The sequence below is a fragment of the Mesorhizobium amorphae genome (assembly GCF_014843845.1).
Lineage (GTDB): Bacteria > Pseudomonadota > Alphaproteobacteria > Rhizobiales > Rhizobiaceae > Mesorhizobium > Mesorhizobium amorphae_A.
In genome coordinates this window covers 39697-53275 of sequence record NZ_JHQS01000054.1, presented here as the reverse complement: position 1 = coordinate 53275, position 13579 = coordinate 39697, and the positions used below count along the sequence as shown (strand labels likewise).

The window sequence follows — 13579 nt, the reverse complement described above, 5'->3', positions numbered from 1 at the left end:
TCGGCAGGCTTGGTTTCGGCAGGGGCGACGGCGGCGACCGACTCGCCCGGCTCGCGTTCGAACGGCACGGCGGCACGGGCCACCACCTTCACCCCGTCGGCGTCGAGGCCATCGACGTGAATGGTGTAGCTGCCGACCGGAATGTCGCGCGTCGCCTCGACGAGGAAATGGCCGTCGGGCGAGGTCAGCGCGTCGCCGAGCAGGATGTCGTTAGCATAGGCGCGTACCTTGCGGCCCGGATCGGCGATGCCGGCGACGAAGATCTTGTTGCCGTCGATCTCGACGGCCTCGACGACGATCTTGGGCTCGGCAACCGATGCCGCAGGCGCTGCCGGCGCGGGTGCGGCTTCAACAGTGGCAGGCGCGGCCGGCGCTGGCGCCGCTGCAGCAGGCGCTTCCGATGCCGGCGCTGGGGTCGCGGGCGCGGCCACCTGGTCTCCGGTGGCGGGTGCTGCGGGCTTGGCGTCGGGGGCAGGCACGGTGAGCAGCTCGGACGGCTTGCCGGGCTCCTCGACCATGGCCAGCACCTGGCCGGCGGGATTCTGCGGGATCGAGACGACAGCGGTCTGCGCCGAGGCGGTCACGACATCACCGGTCGTCGAGCGCAGCGCGATCGTATAGTCGCCGTGCTTCAGCGGATCGTCGAGGATAATGGCAAAGGCGCCATCGGCACCGGCGACTGTCGAGCCGAGCACCGTCGCACCGTTGAGGATCTCGACCTTGGAATTGGGCGCCGCGTTGCCGGCGACGACAATCGAGCCGTTGCCTTCGACGCGCACGACATCGAAGGTCGGGGCGATCGGCCCTGCAGCGGAGGGAGCCGCAGGCACTGCGGCTGGTGCCGCCGGAGCCTCTGCCGCGGGCGCCGCCGGAGCAGCAGGGGCAGCGGGTGCCGTGGCGTCGGCAGCGGGCGCCGGTGCCGCTGGCAATCGGCCTTCGGTGCCCGCGTCGGCCGGTTTTGTTTCCGCCGGCTTGGTGCCGGCCGGCGCAAGTGCAGCGATCTCGGCCGGCGGCGTGCGATTGAGATACGGATCGAGCGCGCCCGATACATAGGCGGTTCCTGCGGCCGCAACGGTCCCACCCGCCGCGAACAGAAACGCCTTCAAAGGATTAATTGCCATATTTCCCTACCCCTTAGCCACCTAACGCCGGTCTAGCCTGTTTTAGCGAGTCCGACAAGAAAAAGCCCGCCCGGGCTTGACCCCGTCTGCCGTCCCTATCACCAATCATCATATGAACACGATTCGATCCGTCTGCGTCTATTGCGGCTCGTCTCCGGGCCGCGATGAAACCTATGCCAAGGCCGGACATCTGCTCGGCCGCTCGCTCGCCAGATCCGGCCTGCGGCTGATCTATGGTGGCGGCACCAAGGGCATTATGGGCGCCGTTGCCGAGGGCGCGCTCAAGGCCGGTGGCAAGGTGACGGGCATCATTCCGCGCTTCCTGATCAACAGGGAAGCAACCGAAACCGCGCTTGACCGGCTCGACGAGCTCGTAATCACCGACAACATGCACGAGCGCAAGCACAGGATGTTCGAAAAATCCGACGCCTTTGTGGCGCTGCCGGGCGGCATCGGCACGGTCGAGGAGATCGTCGAGATCATGACCTGGGGCCAGCTCGGCCACCACCGCAAGCCGATCGTGTTCGCCAACATCAAGGGGTTCTGGGATCCGATGCTTTCGCTGCTCGACCACATGTCGGCCGAGGGCTTCATCCACACGGCGCAGCGGGTCAGGCCGCTGGTGGTCGAAGACCCCGAAGCAATCGTCGCCGCCATCATGGTGGCGGGATCGTCCGTCGATGCGCCGACCGAGGGTGTGCAGTCGGTGATTGATAAGATGTAGGGGTAGAGTGAGTAGTGAGTAGTGAGTAGTGACGTGCAAGATCGCACAAATCGGGACCTGTCTATCCACTACTGACTACTGACTACTGACTACTGACTACTGACTACTCACTTCCCCCTTCCCCCTACTGCCTTCCTCAAATCCGCAATCACTGCCCGTTTGTCCCGCCGCCGCCAGGCGAGATGGATCGAGACGGTGCGCTCGAACCAGGGCAAGTCGCGAAAGACGATCCCAGGCGGGGCTGCGCTTTGCAGGCTGGCCTGCACCGTCGCCAGGCCAAGCCCGGCGCTGACTAGGCCGAGCGAGGTCAGCGGATCGGCCGTCTCGTAGGCGATCTCAGGCATGAAGCCAGCCTTGGCGCAGGCGGCCAGGAACTGGCCGCGGTTGGTGTCGTCCGGGTGGCGCACCACGGTGATCCAGGTGCGGTCGTCGAGATGATGCGCAAGGATGTCGGCGACATCGGCAAGCGGATCGCCTTGCGGCATCGCCAATACAAGCGGCTCGCGCCTGACGAGCAACGAGGCAATGTCGGGATCATCATCGGCCGGCGGCGAATAGACGAGGCCGAGGTCGAGCGTGCGCCGGCGCAGCCCGTCCAACTGCGCGGCCGAGCGCTGGCTCATCAATCGCAGATGGAAGTCGGGCCGGTCGCGGCGGAACTGCCTGAGCATGCCGGCGACCAGCCCGGCATGCACCGCGCCCTCGACATAGCCGATGGCGAGACGGCCGGCAGCACCGCTCGCAAGATCGCGGCCAAGCTCCTCTAGGCGCCGCGCACTGGCCAGCAGCGCGCGCGCCTCGGCAAGGAAGGCCTGTCCCTCGGCATTGAGATGAACCCGCTGCTTTGCCCTTTCGAACAGGGCGACGCCCAGTTGCGCCTCGAGCTGCATGATCTGCCGGCTCAAGGGCGACTGCGAGATATGCAGCAGTTCGGCGGCGCGGCCGACAGTGCCGGCCTCAGCCACAGCGACGAAATAACGGAGCTGGCGCAGGTCGAACACTTTTTCTCCTGAGGCTAGTCCTCGTGGGTCTGAACTTTAGCCTAATCAGTCTTGGACTGTCTGACCAGTGGCGACGACACTGTCGCCATCCCAAACCGGAAACCACAGGAGACCGCCATGCAGTTCTTTGCCCTTCTCACCCGCAATACCGAAAAGTTCAGCGACGCCGATTTCGCCCCGCTGTTGCCCGGCGAGGCCGAACAGCGCCGCACGCTCTATGCCGAAGGTGCGGTGCGCCAGGTCTGGAACCGCGGCGACATGCCCGGCAGCGGCATGATGTTCGAGGCCGGCAGCGATGCCGATGTGCGCGGCCATCTCGCCACCTTGCCGCTGGTCAGGGCCGGCATGATGGACATTGCCGCGGTCGTGCCGCTCAACCCCTATCCCGGCTTCGGCCCGAAGCGCTGAACGGCATCAAACGGCGCGGGTGGCGGCGCTCGCCGCCGTCGGTCGGCGCCCGCGAGTCTGTGATCGGCTGTCAAGAAACCGTCACACGAAACCGGGCTGCCGCATGCTAGGAATTCGCAGCCTGCCCATGCGGGCTGCCTTGGAAACCTGCATTTGGCGAAGCGACCATGAATATCGCTCTCAACCCGGAAGGCAGCGACCTGTCTCCCTACCTACCCGACGAGCACGGGCTTGTTCTTCCTCTACCATTTCACCGCCGAGGGCGTGCGGACGAAGGATGCGGCGCAAGCGCACTGGACCTGGCGCAGCTACCAGCTCTCCGACATGCGCGCGCGCCAGGAGATCGCCTCCGAGCAGGCCCTGCCGGCACCCGTGCGCGAGGCCTTCCTGACCGCCAGCCATGGCTGCCACATCGACCTCGAGGACGACTGGCTCTATGGCGACTTGCCGGATTTGCGCCACGACTATTCGGCGGAGGCGCGCGGGCTCGGCCATTTCCGCTTTGCCCTCAACGAAACGATGCTGATCGGCGCCCGCAAGCAGCCGCTTCAGTCGGTCGATACCATCCGCAAGGCGGTGGAGAACGGCACGCGAAAATTCCGCTCGCCGGCCGAACTGATCGAGGCGGTCATGGGCCAGTCGCTGGACGGCATGGCTGCGGAACTCGGCGGCCTCTCCGAAACGCTGGACGGCATCGAGGACCGCATCGTGTGCGACGCATGGCACAGCGAGCGGCAGGCGCTGGTCGATGCGCGCCGGCAGCTGGTGGTGATCCACCGGCAGATGGCGACGCTGACCAGCCTGTTCAGGCATCTCGACCATTCGCATCGCAACGATCTGCCCGACCCGATCAACGACATGGCCGCACGGCTTTCGCACCGGGCGCACACGCTCTATCACGACGGGGAACAGTTGCAGGCCCGCACCCGGCTGCTGCAGGACGAGATGATGGCCAAGCTGACGATGCAGTCGAACCAGCTGCTCTACATACTGTCCGCGATGACAGCGGTGCTGTTGCCGATGACCATCATTTCGGGCCTGTTCGGCATGAATGTCGGCGGCCTGCCACTGGTCGACACGCCGATGGGATTCTGGGTTGTGACGGCGGTGTCCCTGTTTGTCGCTGCCGCCGTCTATCTCTTCGTCAGGCGGCTTGGGCGGATGTAGCGCACCGTCCTGCTACGCCGTCGCCCGCAGATCCCTTGTGATGGTGCCGGCCGCGCGGACTTCCGCCTCATGGTCGGGCTCGCGCCATGTCTCGGCAAGGCCTGCTTCATACCATTCACGCATCGCCGGCAGGTCGAGCAATCGCGCCGGATAGTCAGCGGCCGCGCCCTCGAAAGACAGGCCGTAGGACTGCGCCCGAAACGCCACCGGGGCAAAGAAGGCATCGACTGCGGTGAAATGCTCGCCGGCCAGGAACGGTCCGCCGAAGCGGGCAAGGCCGTCATTCCAGAGGTCGCCAAGGCGGAAGAGATCGTGCTTCAGCGCATCGGACATCGCAAACGGCTCGATGCGCAGGCCGCAACTCATCGGGCATAGGTTGCGCAGCGCGGTAAAGCTCGAATGCATCTCGGCGGCGGCCGAACGCGCCCAGGCCCGCGCCTTGGCTTCGACCGGCCAGACGCCGTGGTGGCGCTCGGCGAGATACTCGACGATGGCCAGCGAATCCCAGACCGCCCAGCCCTCGTCGACCAGACACGGCACCCGGCCGCTGGGTGAGAACGGCCGGTACAAGTTCCAACTCGATCCGGTCGGGAATGGTGTCAGCCGCTCCTCGAACGGGATGTCGAGGGTGCGCATCAGCACCCACAGACGCAGCGACCATGACGAGTAGTTCTTGTTGGCGATATGCAGAACGTACATCGGAAACCCCTTGCCCTACCGAGCTGCCGGTGCCGCCGGCCGGATCTCGCGGCCGCGGAACATCGACCAGCTATACATCGCCAGCGCCGTCCAGATCAGCGCGAAGGCTATCGCCTGGGTGCCGCCAAACGGCTCGCCGAAAACCAGCACGGCGATCAGGAACACCATGGTCGGCGCGATGTACTGCATGATGCCGATGGTGGAGAGGCGCAGCAGCCTGGCGCCGAAGGCGAACAGCAGTAGCGGCACGGCCGTCACCGGGCCGCAGCCGATGAGCAGCGCCGTGTCGTTGGCGGTGCTGGAGACGAAATGGTCCTGCCCGGTGGCGATCAGGTAGGCGATGTAGCAGAGCGCCGGCACCGAAAGCAGCAGCACTTCTAGCAGAAAGCCCTGGCTCGGGCCAATCGGCAGCGTCTTGCGGAAGAAGCCGTAGGCGGCGAAGGAAAAGGCCAGCGCCAACGACACCCAGGGCAGCTTGCCGCCCTCGATGGTCAGCACCGTGACGGCGACCGCGGCCAGCACCACCGCCGCGATCTGCAGTCGGTCCAGCCGCTCGCCCAGCAGCATTGCGCCGACCACGACCACCACCAGCGGGTTGATGTAGTAGCCGAGCGCGGTCTCGACGGTGCGGTCGACGGCGATCGCCCAGACATAGATGCCCCAGTTGACCGAGATCAGCGTCGCCGTCAGCGCCGCCATGGCGATGCTGCGCGGCGAGCGGATCGCCGCCCTGAAATCGGCGGTGCGGCCGGCCCAGACCAGCACGGCGGCGGCGATCGGCACCGACCAGACGATACGGTGGGCGATGACTTCGATGAGCGGCAGATGCGCGACCGCTTTCATGTAGAAGGGAAGCATCCCCCACAGGAGATAGGCACCCAACGCCAGCAGAAAGCCGCGACGGGCCTTGGCGTCTTCGTCGAGGTGAGCTGTTTCGATTGCCATGGCCCAACGCTATGGCCCAGCGGCCTGCCCAAGACCATCGCAAATTACTGATGGATCAATGTACTTTCGCTGATGGTTCAACCCTACTCCGCCGCCACCAGCCCCGCCATGTCGCGGTTCTTCATCAGCTTGTAGACGATCGAATCCATCAGAGCCTGGAAGGAGGCGTCGATGATGTTTTCCGACACGCCGACCGTCCACCAGCGGGCGCCGGTCGCATCGTGCGATTCGATCAGCACGCGGGTGATCGCCTCGGTGCCGCCATTGAGGATACGCACCTTGAAGTCGGCCAGTTCGAGGTCGGCGATCTCGTTCTGGTACTTGCCGAGGTCCTTGCGCAGCGCGATGTCGAGCGCGTTGACCGGGCCATGGCCTTCGGCCACCGACATCTTCTCCTCGCCATCGACCATCACCTTGACGATCGCTTCCGAGACCGTCTTGAGCTGGCCGTTGGCGTCGAAGCGGCGCTCGACCATGCAGCGGAACGAGGTGACGGCGAAGAACTCCGGCAGGCCGTGCAGCATCTTGCGCGCCAGCAGCTCGAAGCTGGCATCGGCGCCTTCGTAGGCATAGCCCTCGGACTCGCGTTCCTTGACCACCGCGATCAGCGCGTCGAGCCGGTGATCGTCCCGCGGCACGTCGATGCCGCGCCGCTTCAGTTCGGCGAGGAAATTGGCCTTGCCACCCTGGTCCGAGACCATGACGCGGCGACGGTTGCCGACCGCTTCCGGCGGCACGTGCTCGTAGGTCGCCGGCTCCTTGGCGAGCGCGGAGGCATGGATGCCGGCCTTGGTGGCGAAGGCCGACGCCCCGACATAGGGCGCCTGGGCTTCCGGCGCCCGGTTCAGCAATTCGTCGAAGGCGCGCGACAGGCGGGAAATGCCGGTCAGCGCCTCGGCTGAAATGCCCGTCTCGAAGCGGTCGGCGAAGGCCGGCTTCAGCGCCAGCGTCGGCACGATCGAGATCAGATTGGCGTTGCCGCAGCGCTCGCCGATGCCGTTCAGGGTGCCCTGGATCTGGCGCACGCCGGCCTCGACGGCGGTCAGCGAATTCCCCACCGCCTGGCCGGTGTCGTCATGAGCGTGGATGCCCAAATGGTCGCCAGGAATGCCGGCCGCGATGACCTTGTCGACAATGGCACGCACTTCCGAGGGCTGCGTGCCGCCATTGGTGTCGCACAGCACCACCCAGCGGGCGCCGGCATCATAGGCGGTCTTGGCGCAGGCCAGCGCATAGTCCGGATTGGCCTTGAAGCCGTCGAAGAAATGCTCGCAATCGACCATCGCCTCCTTGGCCGCACCGGTCGCCGCCTCGACGGAAGCCTTGATGGATTCGAGGTTCTCCTCGTTGGTGCAGCCGAGCGCGACACGGACATGATAGTCCCAGCTCTTGGCGACGAAGCAGATGGCGTCCGATTTCGACTGAACGAGTGCTGCAAGACCGGGGTCGTTGGAAGCCGACACCCCGGCACGCTTGGTCATGCCGAAGGCGACGAATTTTGCGCTTGCGGTGCGCTTCTGCTGGAAGAAAGCGGTGTCGGTCGGGTTGGCGCCGGGATAGCCGCCCTCGACATAGTCGATGCCGAACTCGTCGAGCAGCTTGGCGATGGCGATCTTGTCCTCGACGGAAAAGTCGATGCCCGGCGTCTGCTGGCCATCGCGGAGGGTTGTGTCAAACAGGAAGAGGCGCTCGCGAACCATGGTCATTTCCCCGCAAACCCATCCGTCGCCCGGATCAGCCGGTCGAGGATGCCCGGCTCCGAATAGGCATGGCCGGCGCCTTCGATCAAATGGAAATCCGCCTTCGGCCAGGCCTTGTGCAGCGCCCAGGCGTAGCGCGCCGGGCACGGCATGTCGTAGCGGCCGTGGACGATGGTGCCGGGGATGTCCCTCAACTTCCAGGCGTCGCGCAGCAGCTGCCCCTCCTCCAGCCAGCCGGCATGAACGAAATAGTGGTTCTCGATGCGGGCAAAGGCGACGGCGTAGTCGTCCTCGCCAAACTTGCCGCTGGTCTCCGGCTCCGGCAATAGCGTGATCGTCTCGCCTTCCCACAGGCTCCAGGCAAGGGCGGCCTCGACTTGGCGCTTGCGGTCGCTGCCGACCAGTCGCTTGCGGTAGGCGGCCATCATGTCGCCGCGCTCGGCTTCGGGGATCGGCGCCAAAAAACGCTCCCACTTGTCGGGGAACATCTCGGAGACGCCGAACTGATAGTACCATTCGAGTTCGGCGCGGGTCAGCGTGTAGATGCCGCGCACGACCAGTTCGCTGACGCGATCGGGATGCGTCTCGGCATAGGCGAGCGCGAGCGTCGAGCCCCAGGAGCCGCCGAACACCAGCCATTTGTCGAAGCCACACATTTCGCGCAGCCGCTCGATGTCGGCGACCAGATGCCAGGTGGTGTTGGCTTCGAGCGAGGCGTTGGGCGTCGATTTTCCGCAGCCGCGCTGGTCGAACAGGACGACGTCGTAGAGCTTTGGATCGAACAGGCGCCGGTGCCTTGGCGATATGGTGCCGCCCGGGCCGCCATGCAGGAACACCGCGGGCTTCGCGCCCCTGGTGCCGGAGCGCTCCCAATAGACCTGGTGACCGTCGCCGACATCCAGCATGCCGGACTCGTAGGCCTCGATCTCGGGATAGAGGGTACGCAAGCTCATAGTTTCAGGCCCTGCTGCGGCCAGTTGGCCGTCTCGTGGTCGGGGTGCTGGAAGGAAATGATCTGCTCCTGCCTTGCGTAATAGTCGGGGTCGTCGTGGACCGGCGCCTCGAAGATCCTTTCCACCCAGGGCAGCCTCGCGGAATAATTGACCTGGATCTGCGGCGCGAGATCCGAGCGGTCATCGAAGGCGCCGATGGCGATCTCCAGCCCGCCTGGCTGGCGGTAGGTCAGTGGCGTGCCGCAACGGGCGCAGAAGCCGCGATCGATGTTGACCGACGACTGGAAGTAGCTCGGCTCCTCATGGGTCCACTCGACGCCGTCCTTCGGCACTGTCACCAGGGCACCGAAGAAGGAGCCGAACTGCTTCTGGCACATGCGGCAATGGCAGATGGACGGACGCCCGAGCGCCCCCTTGATGCGGAAACGCACGGCGCCGCATTGGCAGCCGCCTGTTCGAACGGTCTCGGTCATGATCTTTCCTCCGGCGGCCATTGCTCGGTGTCGTGGTCGGGATGCTGGTAGGAGACAAGCTCGGCGAGATAAGGGGCGGACGAGATGTCGGCCGACGTGTCCTCGCCCGGCAATTGCGGGATGGCGTCGACATAGGGCAGCTTTGCCTCGATGCCCCATTGGATGGTCGGCGCGATGCCGGCCGGATCGTCGAAGGCGGCAATGGCGAGCGCCATGCCGTCGGGCGCCTCGAAGGTCAGCGGCGTGCCGCACTCGGCGCAGAAGCCACGCCAGGCGGCATTGGATGAGCGGAAGCGCTTGGGTTCGCCGCGCGTCCAGTCGACCTTGGCGCCACGCACCGACACCAGCGGCAGGTAGAAATTGCCGCTTGCCTTCTGGCACATTCGGCAATGGCAGATCGAGGCATCGCCGAGCGTGCCCTCGACACGGAAGCGCACGGCGCCGCACTGGCAGCCGCCTGCGTAGACCGGCCGGTTGTCGAGGCTCATCATGGCCCCTCACTCCGGATCATGGCAGACGGCTTCGACATTGTTGCCGTCCGGATCGAAGACGAAGGCGCCATAATAGTTCGGGTGATAGTGCGGGCGCAGGCCCGGCCCGCCATTGTCCCTGCCGCCTGCGGCAAGGGCCGCGGCATGGAAAGCATCGACCTCGGCACGGCTGCGCGCGGTGAAGGCGACATGCTGGTGGTCCCTCGGTCTGTCCTTGCCGGTGCTCAGCCAGAACACCGGCCGGTCCCGGCCATAGCCGCCGACCTTGGCGCCACCGGTGTATTCTTCGGGCACCATGTAAAGCAGCGAGGCGCCGAGCGGCGCCATCGCCTTGTCGTAGAACGCTTTCGACGCGTCGAAATCGGAAACGGTGATGCCGAGATGGTCGATCATGGGACGAGTTCCTCCGATACGGTTTCCGGCACTTCGGCGCCGGCCAGGCCGGCCGCGATGACGATGTGCTGGCAGACATTGTCGATATCGCGGATGACGTCGTCGTTCCAGAAGCGCAGGATGGTCCAGCCGAGCGCTTCAAGCTTGACGGTTCGCGCGGTATCAGACGCCGAGACCTCAGGCGAAGCGTGCTGGGAGCCATCCAGCTCAACGACCAGTTTTTTGTTGGGGCAGGCAAAATCGACGATGTAGCCGGCTATCGGCATTTGACGTCGAAACGCCAGCCCCATGAGGCGGTGTGCGCGCAGCTCATTCCAGAGCTTCAGTTCGGCGTCTGTCATTTGCTTGCGCATCTTGCGCGCATTGCCGCGATTGAGGGGAGATACGGGATAATGGCTCATCGCGAGGCGCCCCCCTCTGTCCTGCCGGACATCTCCCCCCTCGAGGGGGGAGATCAGCAGTTGCGCCGGCAGCGCCCAATCATCAATGTCCGCGATTGGCGAAGGCGACAGTGAAGTCCAATCTCCCCCCTTGAGGGGGAGATGCCCGGCAGGGCAGAGGGGGGTGCTTGGCACCACCCTCACCGCTTTACCTCCCAGGTCGTCACGCGTTCGCCGGTGACAGGGTCCTTGCCATCCTTCAACTGCACGCCTTGCGCCAGAAGCTCGTCGCGGATGCGGTCGGCTTCGGCCCAGTTCTTGGCGGCGATCAGTTCGAGGCGCCTGGCAATAGCTTTGGCGATCGCGGCCTCGTCCACTTTGGCCGCACCGACATCGAAGCCGAGGAAGGCAAGGGCGGCCTTCAGTGAAGCGGCGGCGGCGTTGTCGCCTCCGCCGGCATCGAGTGCCTCGCTGGCAAGCTGCGTCAGCCGCTGAAAGGCGGCATAGGTGGCTAGATCGTCCGACAGCGCTTCCACGATTTCGGCCGGCAGTTGCGGCGCCGCTGACGGCGCGAGATCCGCCGCGCGCTTCCATTTGCGCAGCGTGTTCTCCGCCTCCTCCAGCTTGCGCACGGAAAAGTCGATCGGCTCGCGGTAATGCGTCATCAGCATTGCCAGCCGCAGCACCTCGCCCGGCCATTTGCGGCCACCGAAGGTCTCGGTCTCCAGCAGTTCATGGATCGAGTAAAAATTGCCGAGGCTCTTCGACATCTTCTGCCCCTCGACCTGCAGGAAGCCGTTGTGCATCCAGATGTTGGCCATGACATCGGTGCCGTGGGCGCAGCGCGACTGGGCGATCTCGTTCTCATGGTGCGGGAAGATCAGGTCGAGGCCACCGCCATGGATGTCGAAGACCTCTCCGAGATAAGCGGCGGACATCGCCGAGCATTCGATGTGCCAGCCCGGACGTCCCCTGCCCCACGGACTGTCCCAGCCCGGCTCTTCCGGCGAGGACAGTTTCCACAGCACGAAATCGCCGGGGTTCTTCTTGTGCGCGTCGACGGCGATGCGGGCGCCGGCCTGCTGCTCGTCGAGATTGCGCTTCGACAGCTGGCCGTAGTCGGGCATCGAGGCGGTGTCGAACAGCACTTCGCCCGCCGCGACATAGGCGTGGCCGCGCTCGATCAGGCGCTCGATGAGCGTGACCATGTCGGCCTTGCCGTCGGCGCGCGGCTCGACGAATTCGGTGGCGCGCGGCTCGACCGTCGGCTCCAGGCAGCCGAGCGTCGCCACATCCTTGTGGTACTGGTCGGCGGTCTTTTCGGTGACGCGCCGGATCGCTTCGTTGAGCGAGAGTTTTCCCGAAGCAATCTCATTGCCGAAATCGCGCAGCGCACGCGCATTTATCTTGTCGTCGACATCCGTGATGTTGCGCACATACGTGACGTGGCTTTCGCCGTAGAGATGACGCAGCAGACGGAACAGCACGTCGAAGACGATCACCGGTCGCGCATTGCCGATATGGGCAAAGTCGTAGACCGTCGGGCCGCAGACATACATGCGCACGTTCAGCGGATCGATCGGGACGAAATCGTCCTTGGCCCGCGTCAGCGTGTTGTAGAGGCTGAGACCCTTCGATGCGTCAGACATGCGTGCCTTCCCGGTCCGTTAGTTTCTGGATGGGCTTGCGCCGACACGCAAACCGGATTCCAGCCTGCTGGCCGGGGCGTTTGTCCAATCTGGGGAAAGATGAGGCGAAAACGTCCGGACCAGCGCGAGGCTAGCCAATAATGCAAATGCCACAAATGGCGAAAAACGTTTTCATGCGCGGCTTTATCGCCTTGCCCGGTGTTGCCGTCAAGTCGCAACATCAGCCAAAAGAGTCGGTGGATCACAGGAAATGAGGCACTGAAACATTTTATTAAACATGTCGGCACAGTCATGAAACATTCGCCGGCTAGGTCACCAGACGTCACGATTTGGTCGGAATCGGCGATCAAACGCAGACACGCAAATGTTACCAGGGAAGAGAGCAATGCCCCGAACCAAGCAGGAATCCAACCGCGCCAAACAACCGGCGCTCGCCAGCCACTACCGCGCGATCGGCCCGGCCGCTATCGTCGCCGCCCTTCTCCACACCGCGAAGAAGAAGAAGCCGGCGCAGAAGATCGTGTCGCCGCGCGCTGCCTGAACAGGCACGCTGCCGGCGCCGAGCGCCCGGCAACAGAGGCGTCGAAGCGCGCCCGAAAGCAACGGCTTCAAAATAGGGTCATCTGACTTTCGTCCGCGCCAGGCTTCTGGCGCCTGACCCTCTCGGGCTCCGGTCCGATGACGCCCCGCTCCTGAACCTCCGGTCCGGTGTTGGCGACCTTGTTGACGAGGTCGGAAACAGGAATCGCTTCGAAGAAATCGGGCTGTACGGGCCGCAAGAGGTCGGCCACGTCGCGTGGCTCCTGGGTGCGGCAGTCCAGCCAGCGGTCGAAATCCTCACGCGCGATGACCACCGGCATGCGGTCGTGGATATGAGCAATGTCGGCATTGGCATGCACGGTGAGGATGGCGCCGGTGTCCATCTCCGAGCCGCCCGGCTCGGCATAGGTCTCGACCAGCCCGGCAAAGGCGACGAGCCCGCAATGCTTCGGCCGGATCCAGTAGGGCTGGCCTTTCTTGCCGGCGGCCCCCTTATCTCCGGCTTGCCGCCACTCGTAAAAGCCCGAAGCCGGCACCAGAGCGCGGCGATGGCGCATGGCGGCCTTGAACGAGGCCTTTTCCACCGCCCCTTCCGAGCGAGCGTTGAACAGCAATGGGAACTCCCTGGTGTCCTTGACCCAGGCCGGGATCAGCCCCCAGCGCACCAGAATCGGTTGCCGGTCGGGCAGGTTCGAGCCTGGCATCCGCGGCGGACCGGCGAGCACCATCATCACGGGCTGCGTCGGAGCGATGTTGTAACGCGCCGGAAAATCTTCCAGTTCCGCCAAGCCGAGAAGACCGGCGGTCTGATCCGGCGTCGCTGTCAAGGCAAAGCGCCCGCACATTGGCAAGTCCGTTGAATCGATCAGACGCGAAGGTGGCGATGGAACCGGCGTTGCGCAACCGCTAAAGCTGTTTGCTTGCTGCGGGTCCAC

15 protein-coding genes and 1 pseudogene are annotated in these 13579 nt (G+C 65.0%); 4 read left to right on the top strand and 12 right to left on the bottom strand.

Translation table 11 applies throughout. From position 1 onward, the window contains the following. A partial coding sequence (locus tag DH08_RS21880; RefSeq protein WP_192181265.1) for a LysM peptidoglycan-binding domain-containing protein occupies window positions 1-1121 on the bottom strand: 1121 nt, incomplete at its 3' end. 112 nt (window positions 1122-1233) lie between these two features. Between DH08_RS21880 and DH08_RS21875 the strand changes: the two genes are divergently transcribed. Then, window positions 1234-1845 (top strand): LOG family protein, encoded by a 612-nt coding sequence (locus DH08_RS21875; protein ID WP_192181264.1) that lies wholly within the window; start codon window positions 1234-1236, stop codon window positions 1843-1845. A gap of 107 nt (window positions 1846-1952) precedes the next feature. Here DH08_RS21875 and DH08_RS21870 read toward each other — a convergent pair whose 3' ends face one another. Beyond that, a complete protein-coding gene (locus DH08_RS21870; protein ID WP_192181263.1) occupies window positions 1953-2846 on the bottom strand; it encodes a LysR substrate-binding domain-containing protein in 894 nt (297 codons plus the stop codon). 117 nt (window positions 2847-2963) lie between these two features. Between DH08_RS21870 and DH08_RS21865 the strand changes: the two genes are divergently transcribed. Together DH08_RS21865 and DH08_RS21860 are read left to right on the top strand one after the other, a co-directional pair. Next, complete coding sequence (locus tag DH08_RS21865; RefSeq protein WP_192181262.1) at window positions 2964-3254, top strand: muconolactone Delta-isomerase family protein; 291 nt, start codon at window positions 2964-2966, stop codon at window positions 3252-3254. 167 nt (window positions 3255-3421) lie between these two features. Then, a pseudogene (locus DH08_RS21860) lies at window positions 3422-4421 on the top strand (transporter). A 12-nt stretch (window positions 4422-4433) separates the two neighbouring features. Here the strand turns inward: DH08_RS21860 and DH08_RS21855 are convergent. From DH08_RS21855 to cysS, 9 genes are all read right to left on the bottom strand, one after another. Continuing rightward, the gene (locus DH08_RS21855; protein WP_192181261.1) at window positions 4434-5120 is read right to left on the bottom strand and encodes a glutathione S-transferase family protein; all 687 of its coding nucleotides are present in this window, start codon (window positions 5118-5120) and stop codon (window positions 4434-4436) included. Window positions 5121-5135: 15 nt separating this feature from the next. Beyond that, entirely contained in the window at window positions 5136-6065 is a 930-nt protein-coding gene (gene rarD, locus DH08_RS21850; RefSeq protein WP_192181260.1) for an EamA family transporter RarD, read from the bottom strand. An 83-nt stretch (window positions 6066-6148) separates the two neighbouring features. Further along, complete coding sequence (gene cimA, locus DH08_RS21845) at window positions 6149-7771, bottom strand: citramalate synthase (RefSeq protein WP_192181259.1); 1623 nt, start codon at window positions 7769-7771, stop codon at window positions 6149-6151. After that, on the bottom strand, window positions 7768-8718 hold the full coding sequence (gene pip / locus DH08_RS21840; protein WP_192181258.1) for a prolyl aminopeptidase: 951 nt from the start codon (window positions 8716-8718) through the stop codon (window positions 7768-7770). Before pip ends, cimA begins: the two co-directional genes overlap by 4 nt. Beyond that, a complete protein-coding gene (locus DH08_RS21835; RefSeq protein ID WP_192181257.1) occupies window positions 8715-9191 on the bottom strand; it encodes a GFA family protein in 477 nt (158 codons plus the stop codon). Before DH08_RS21835 ends, pip begins: the two co-directional genes overlap by 4 nt. Then, window positions 9188-9679 carry a GFA family protein gene (locus DH08_RS21830; protein WP_192181269.1) on the bottom strand — a complete coding sequence of 164 codons (492 nt, stop codon included), beginning with the start codon at window positions 9677-9679 and terminating at the stop codon, window positions 9188-9190. Before DH08_RS21830 ends, DH08_RS21835 begins: the two co-directional genes overlap by 4 nt. A gap of 9 nt (window positions 9680-9688) precedes the next feature. After that, complete coding sequence (locus DH08_RS21825) at window positions 9689-10075, bottom strand: VOC family protein (protein ID WP_192181256.1); 387 nt, start codon at window positions 10073-10075, stop codon at window positions 9689-9691. Next, window positions 10072-10476, bottom strand: coding sequence for an endonuclease domain-containing protein (locus tag DH08_RS21820; protein WP_192181268.1), 405 nt, complete (start codon window positions 10474-10476; stop codon window positions 10072-10074). The genes DH08_RS21825 and DH08_RS21820 overlap by 4 nt, the downstream gene beginning before the upstream one ends. Before the next feature lie 179 nt (window positions 10477-10655). Continuing rightward, window positions 10656-12104 carry a cysteine--tRNA ligase gene (cysS, locus tag DH08_RS21815; protein WP_192181255.1) on the bottom strand — a complete coding sequence of 483 codons (1449 nt, stop codon included), beginning with the start codon at window positions 12102-12104 and terminating at the stop codon, window positions 10656-10658. A gap of 385 nt (window positions 12105-12489) precedes the next feature. Between cysS and DH08_RS21810 the strand changes: the two genes are divergently transcribed. Next, window positions 12490-12645: a hypothetical protein gene (locus tag DH08_RS21810; protein WP_095086527.1), complete on the top strand. Its 156-nt coding sequence runs from the start codon at window positions 12490-12492 to the stop codon at window positions 12643-12645. 67 nt (window positions 12646-12712) lie between these two features. On the opposite strand, the gene DH08_RS21805 is transcribed toward DH08_RS21810, so the two are convergent. Then, complete coding sequence (locus tag DH08_RS21805; protein WP_192181254.1) at window positions 12713-13489, bottom strand: SOS response-associated peptidase; 777 nt, start codon at window positions 13487-13489, stop codon at window positions 12713-12715. Window positions 13490-13579 lie beyond the last annotated feature (90 nt).

Excerpts from the sequence above, each read along its gene's own strand:
- cysS (WP_192181255.1), bottom strand. The coding sequence starts at position 12,104 with ATGTCTGACGCATCGAAGGGTCTCAGCCTCTACAACACGCTGACGCGG.
- DH08_RS21810 (WP_095086527.1), top strand. The coding sequence starts at position 12,490 with ATGCCCCGAACCAAGCAGGAATCCAACCGCGCCAAACAACCGGCGCTC.
- DH08_RS21825 (WP_192181256.1), bottom strand. The coding sequence starts at position 10,075 with ATGATCGACCATCTCGGCATCACCGTTTCCGATTTCGACGCGTCGAAA.
- cimA (WP_192181259.1), bottom strand. The coding sequence starts at position 7,771 with ATGACCATGGTTCGCGAGCGCCTCTTCCTGTTTGACACAACCCTCCGC.
- rarD (WP_192181260.1), bottom strand. The coding sequence starts at position 6,065 with ATGGCAATCGAAACAGCTCACCTCGACGAAGACGCCAAGGCCCGTCGC.
- DH08_RS21855 (WP_192181261.1), bottom strand. The coding sequence starts at position 5,120 with ATGTACGTTCTGCATATCGCCAACAAGAACTACTCGTCATGGTCGCTG.
- DH08_RS21875 (WP_192181264.1), top strand. The coding sequence starts at position 1,234 with ATGAACACGATTCGATCCGTCTGCGTCTATTGCGGCTCGTCTCCGGGC.
- pip (WP_192181258.1), bottom strand. The coding sequence starts at position 8,718 with ATGAGCTTGCGTACCCTCTATCCCGAGATCGAGGCCTACGAGTCCGGC.
- DH08_RS21865 (WP_192181262.1), top strand. The coding sequence starts at position 2,964 with ATGCAGTTCTTTGCCCTTCTCACCCGCAATACCGAAAAGTTCAGCGAC.
- DH08_RS21805 (WP_192181254.1), bottom strand. The coding sequence starts at position 13,489 with ATGTGCGGGCGCTTTGCCTTGACAGCGACGCCGGATCAGACCGCCGGT.
- DH08_RS21830 (WP_192181269.1), bottom strand. The coding sequence starts at position 9,679 with ATGAGCCTCGACAACCGGCCGGTCTACGCAGGCGGCTGCCAGTGCGGC.
- DH08_RS21820 (WP_192181268.1), bottom strand. The coding sequence starts at position 10,476 with ATGAGCCATTATCCCGTATCTCCCCTCAATCGCGGCAATGCGCGCAAG.
- DH08_RS21835 (WP_192181257.1), bottom strand. The coding sequence starts at position 9,191 with ATGACCGAGACCGTTCGAACAGGCGGCTGCCAATGCGGCGCCGTGCGT.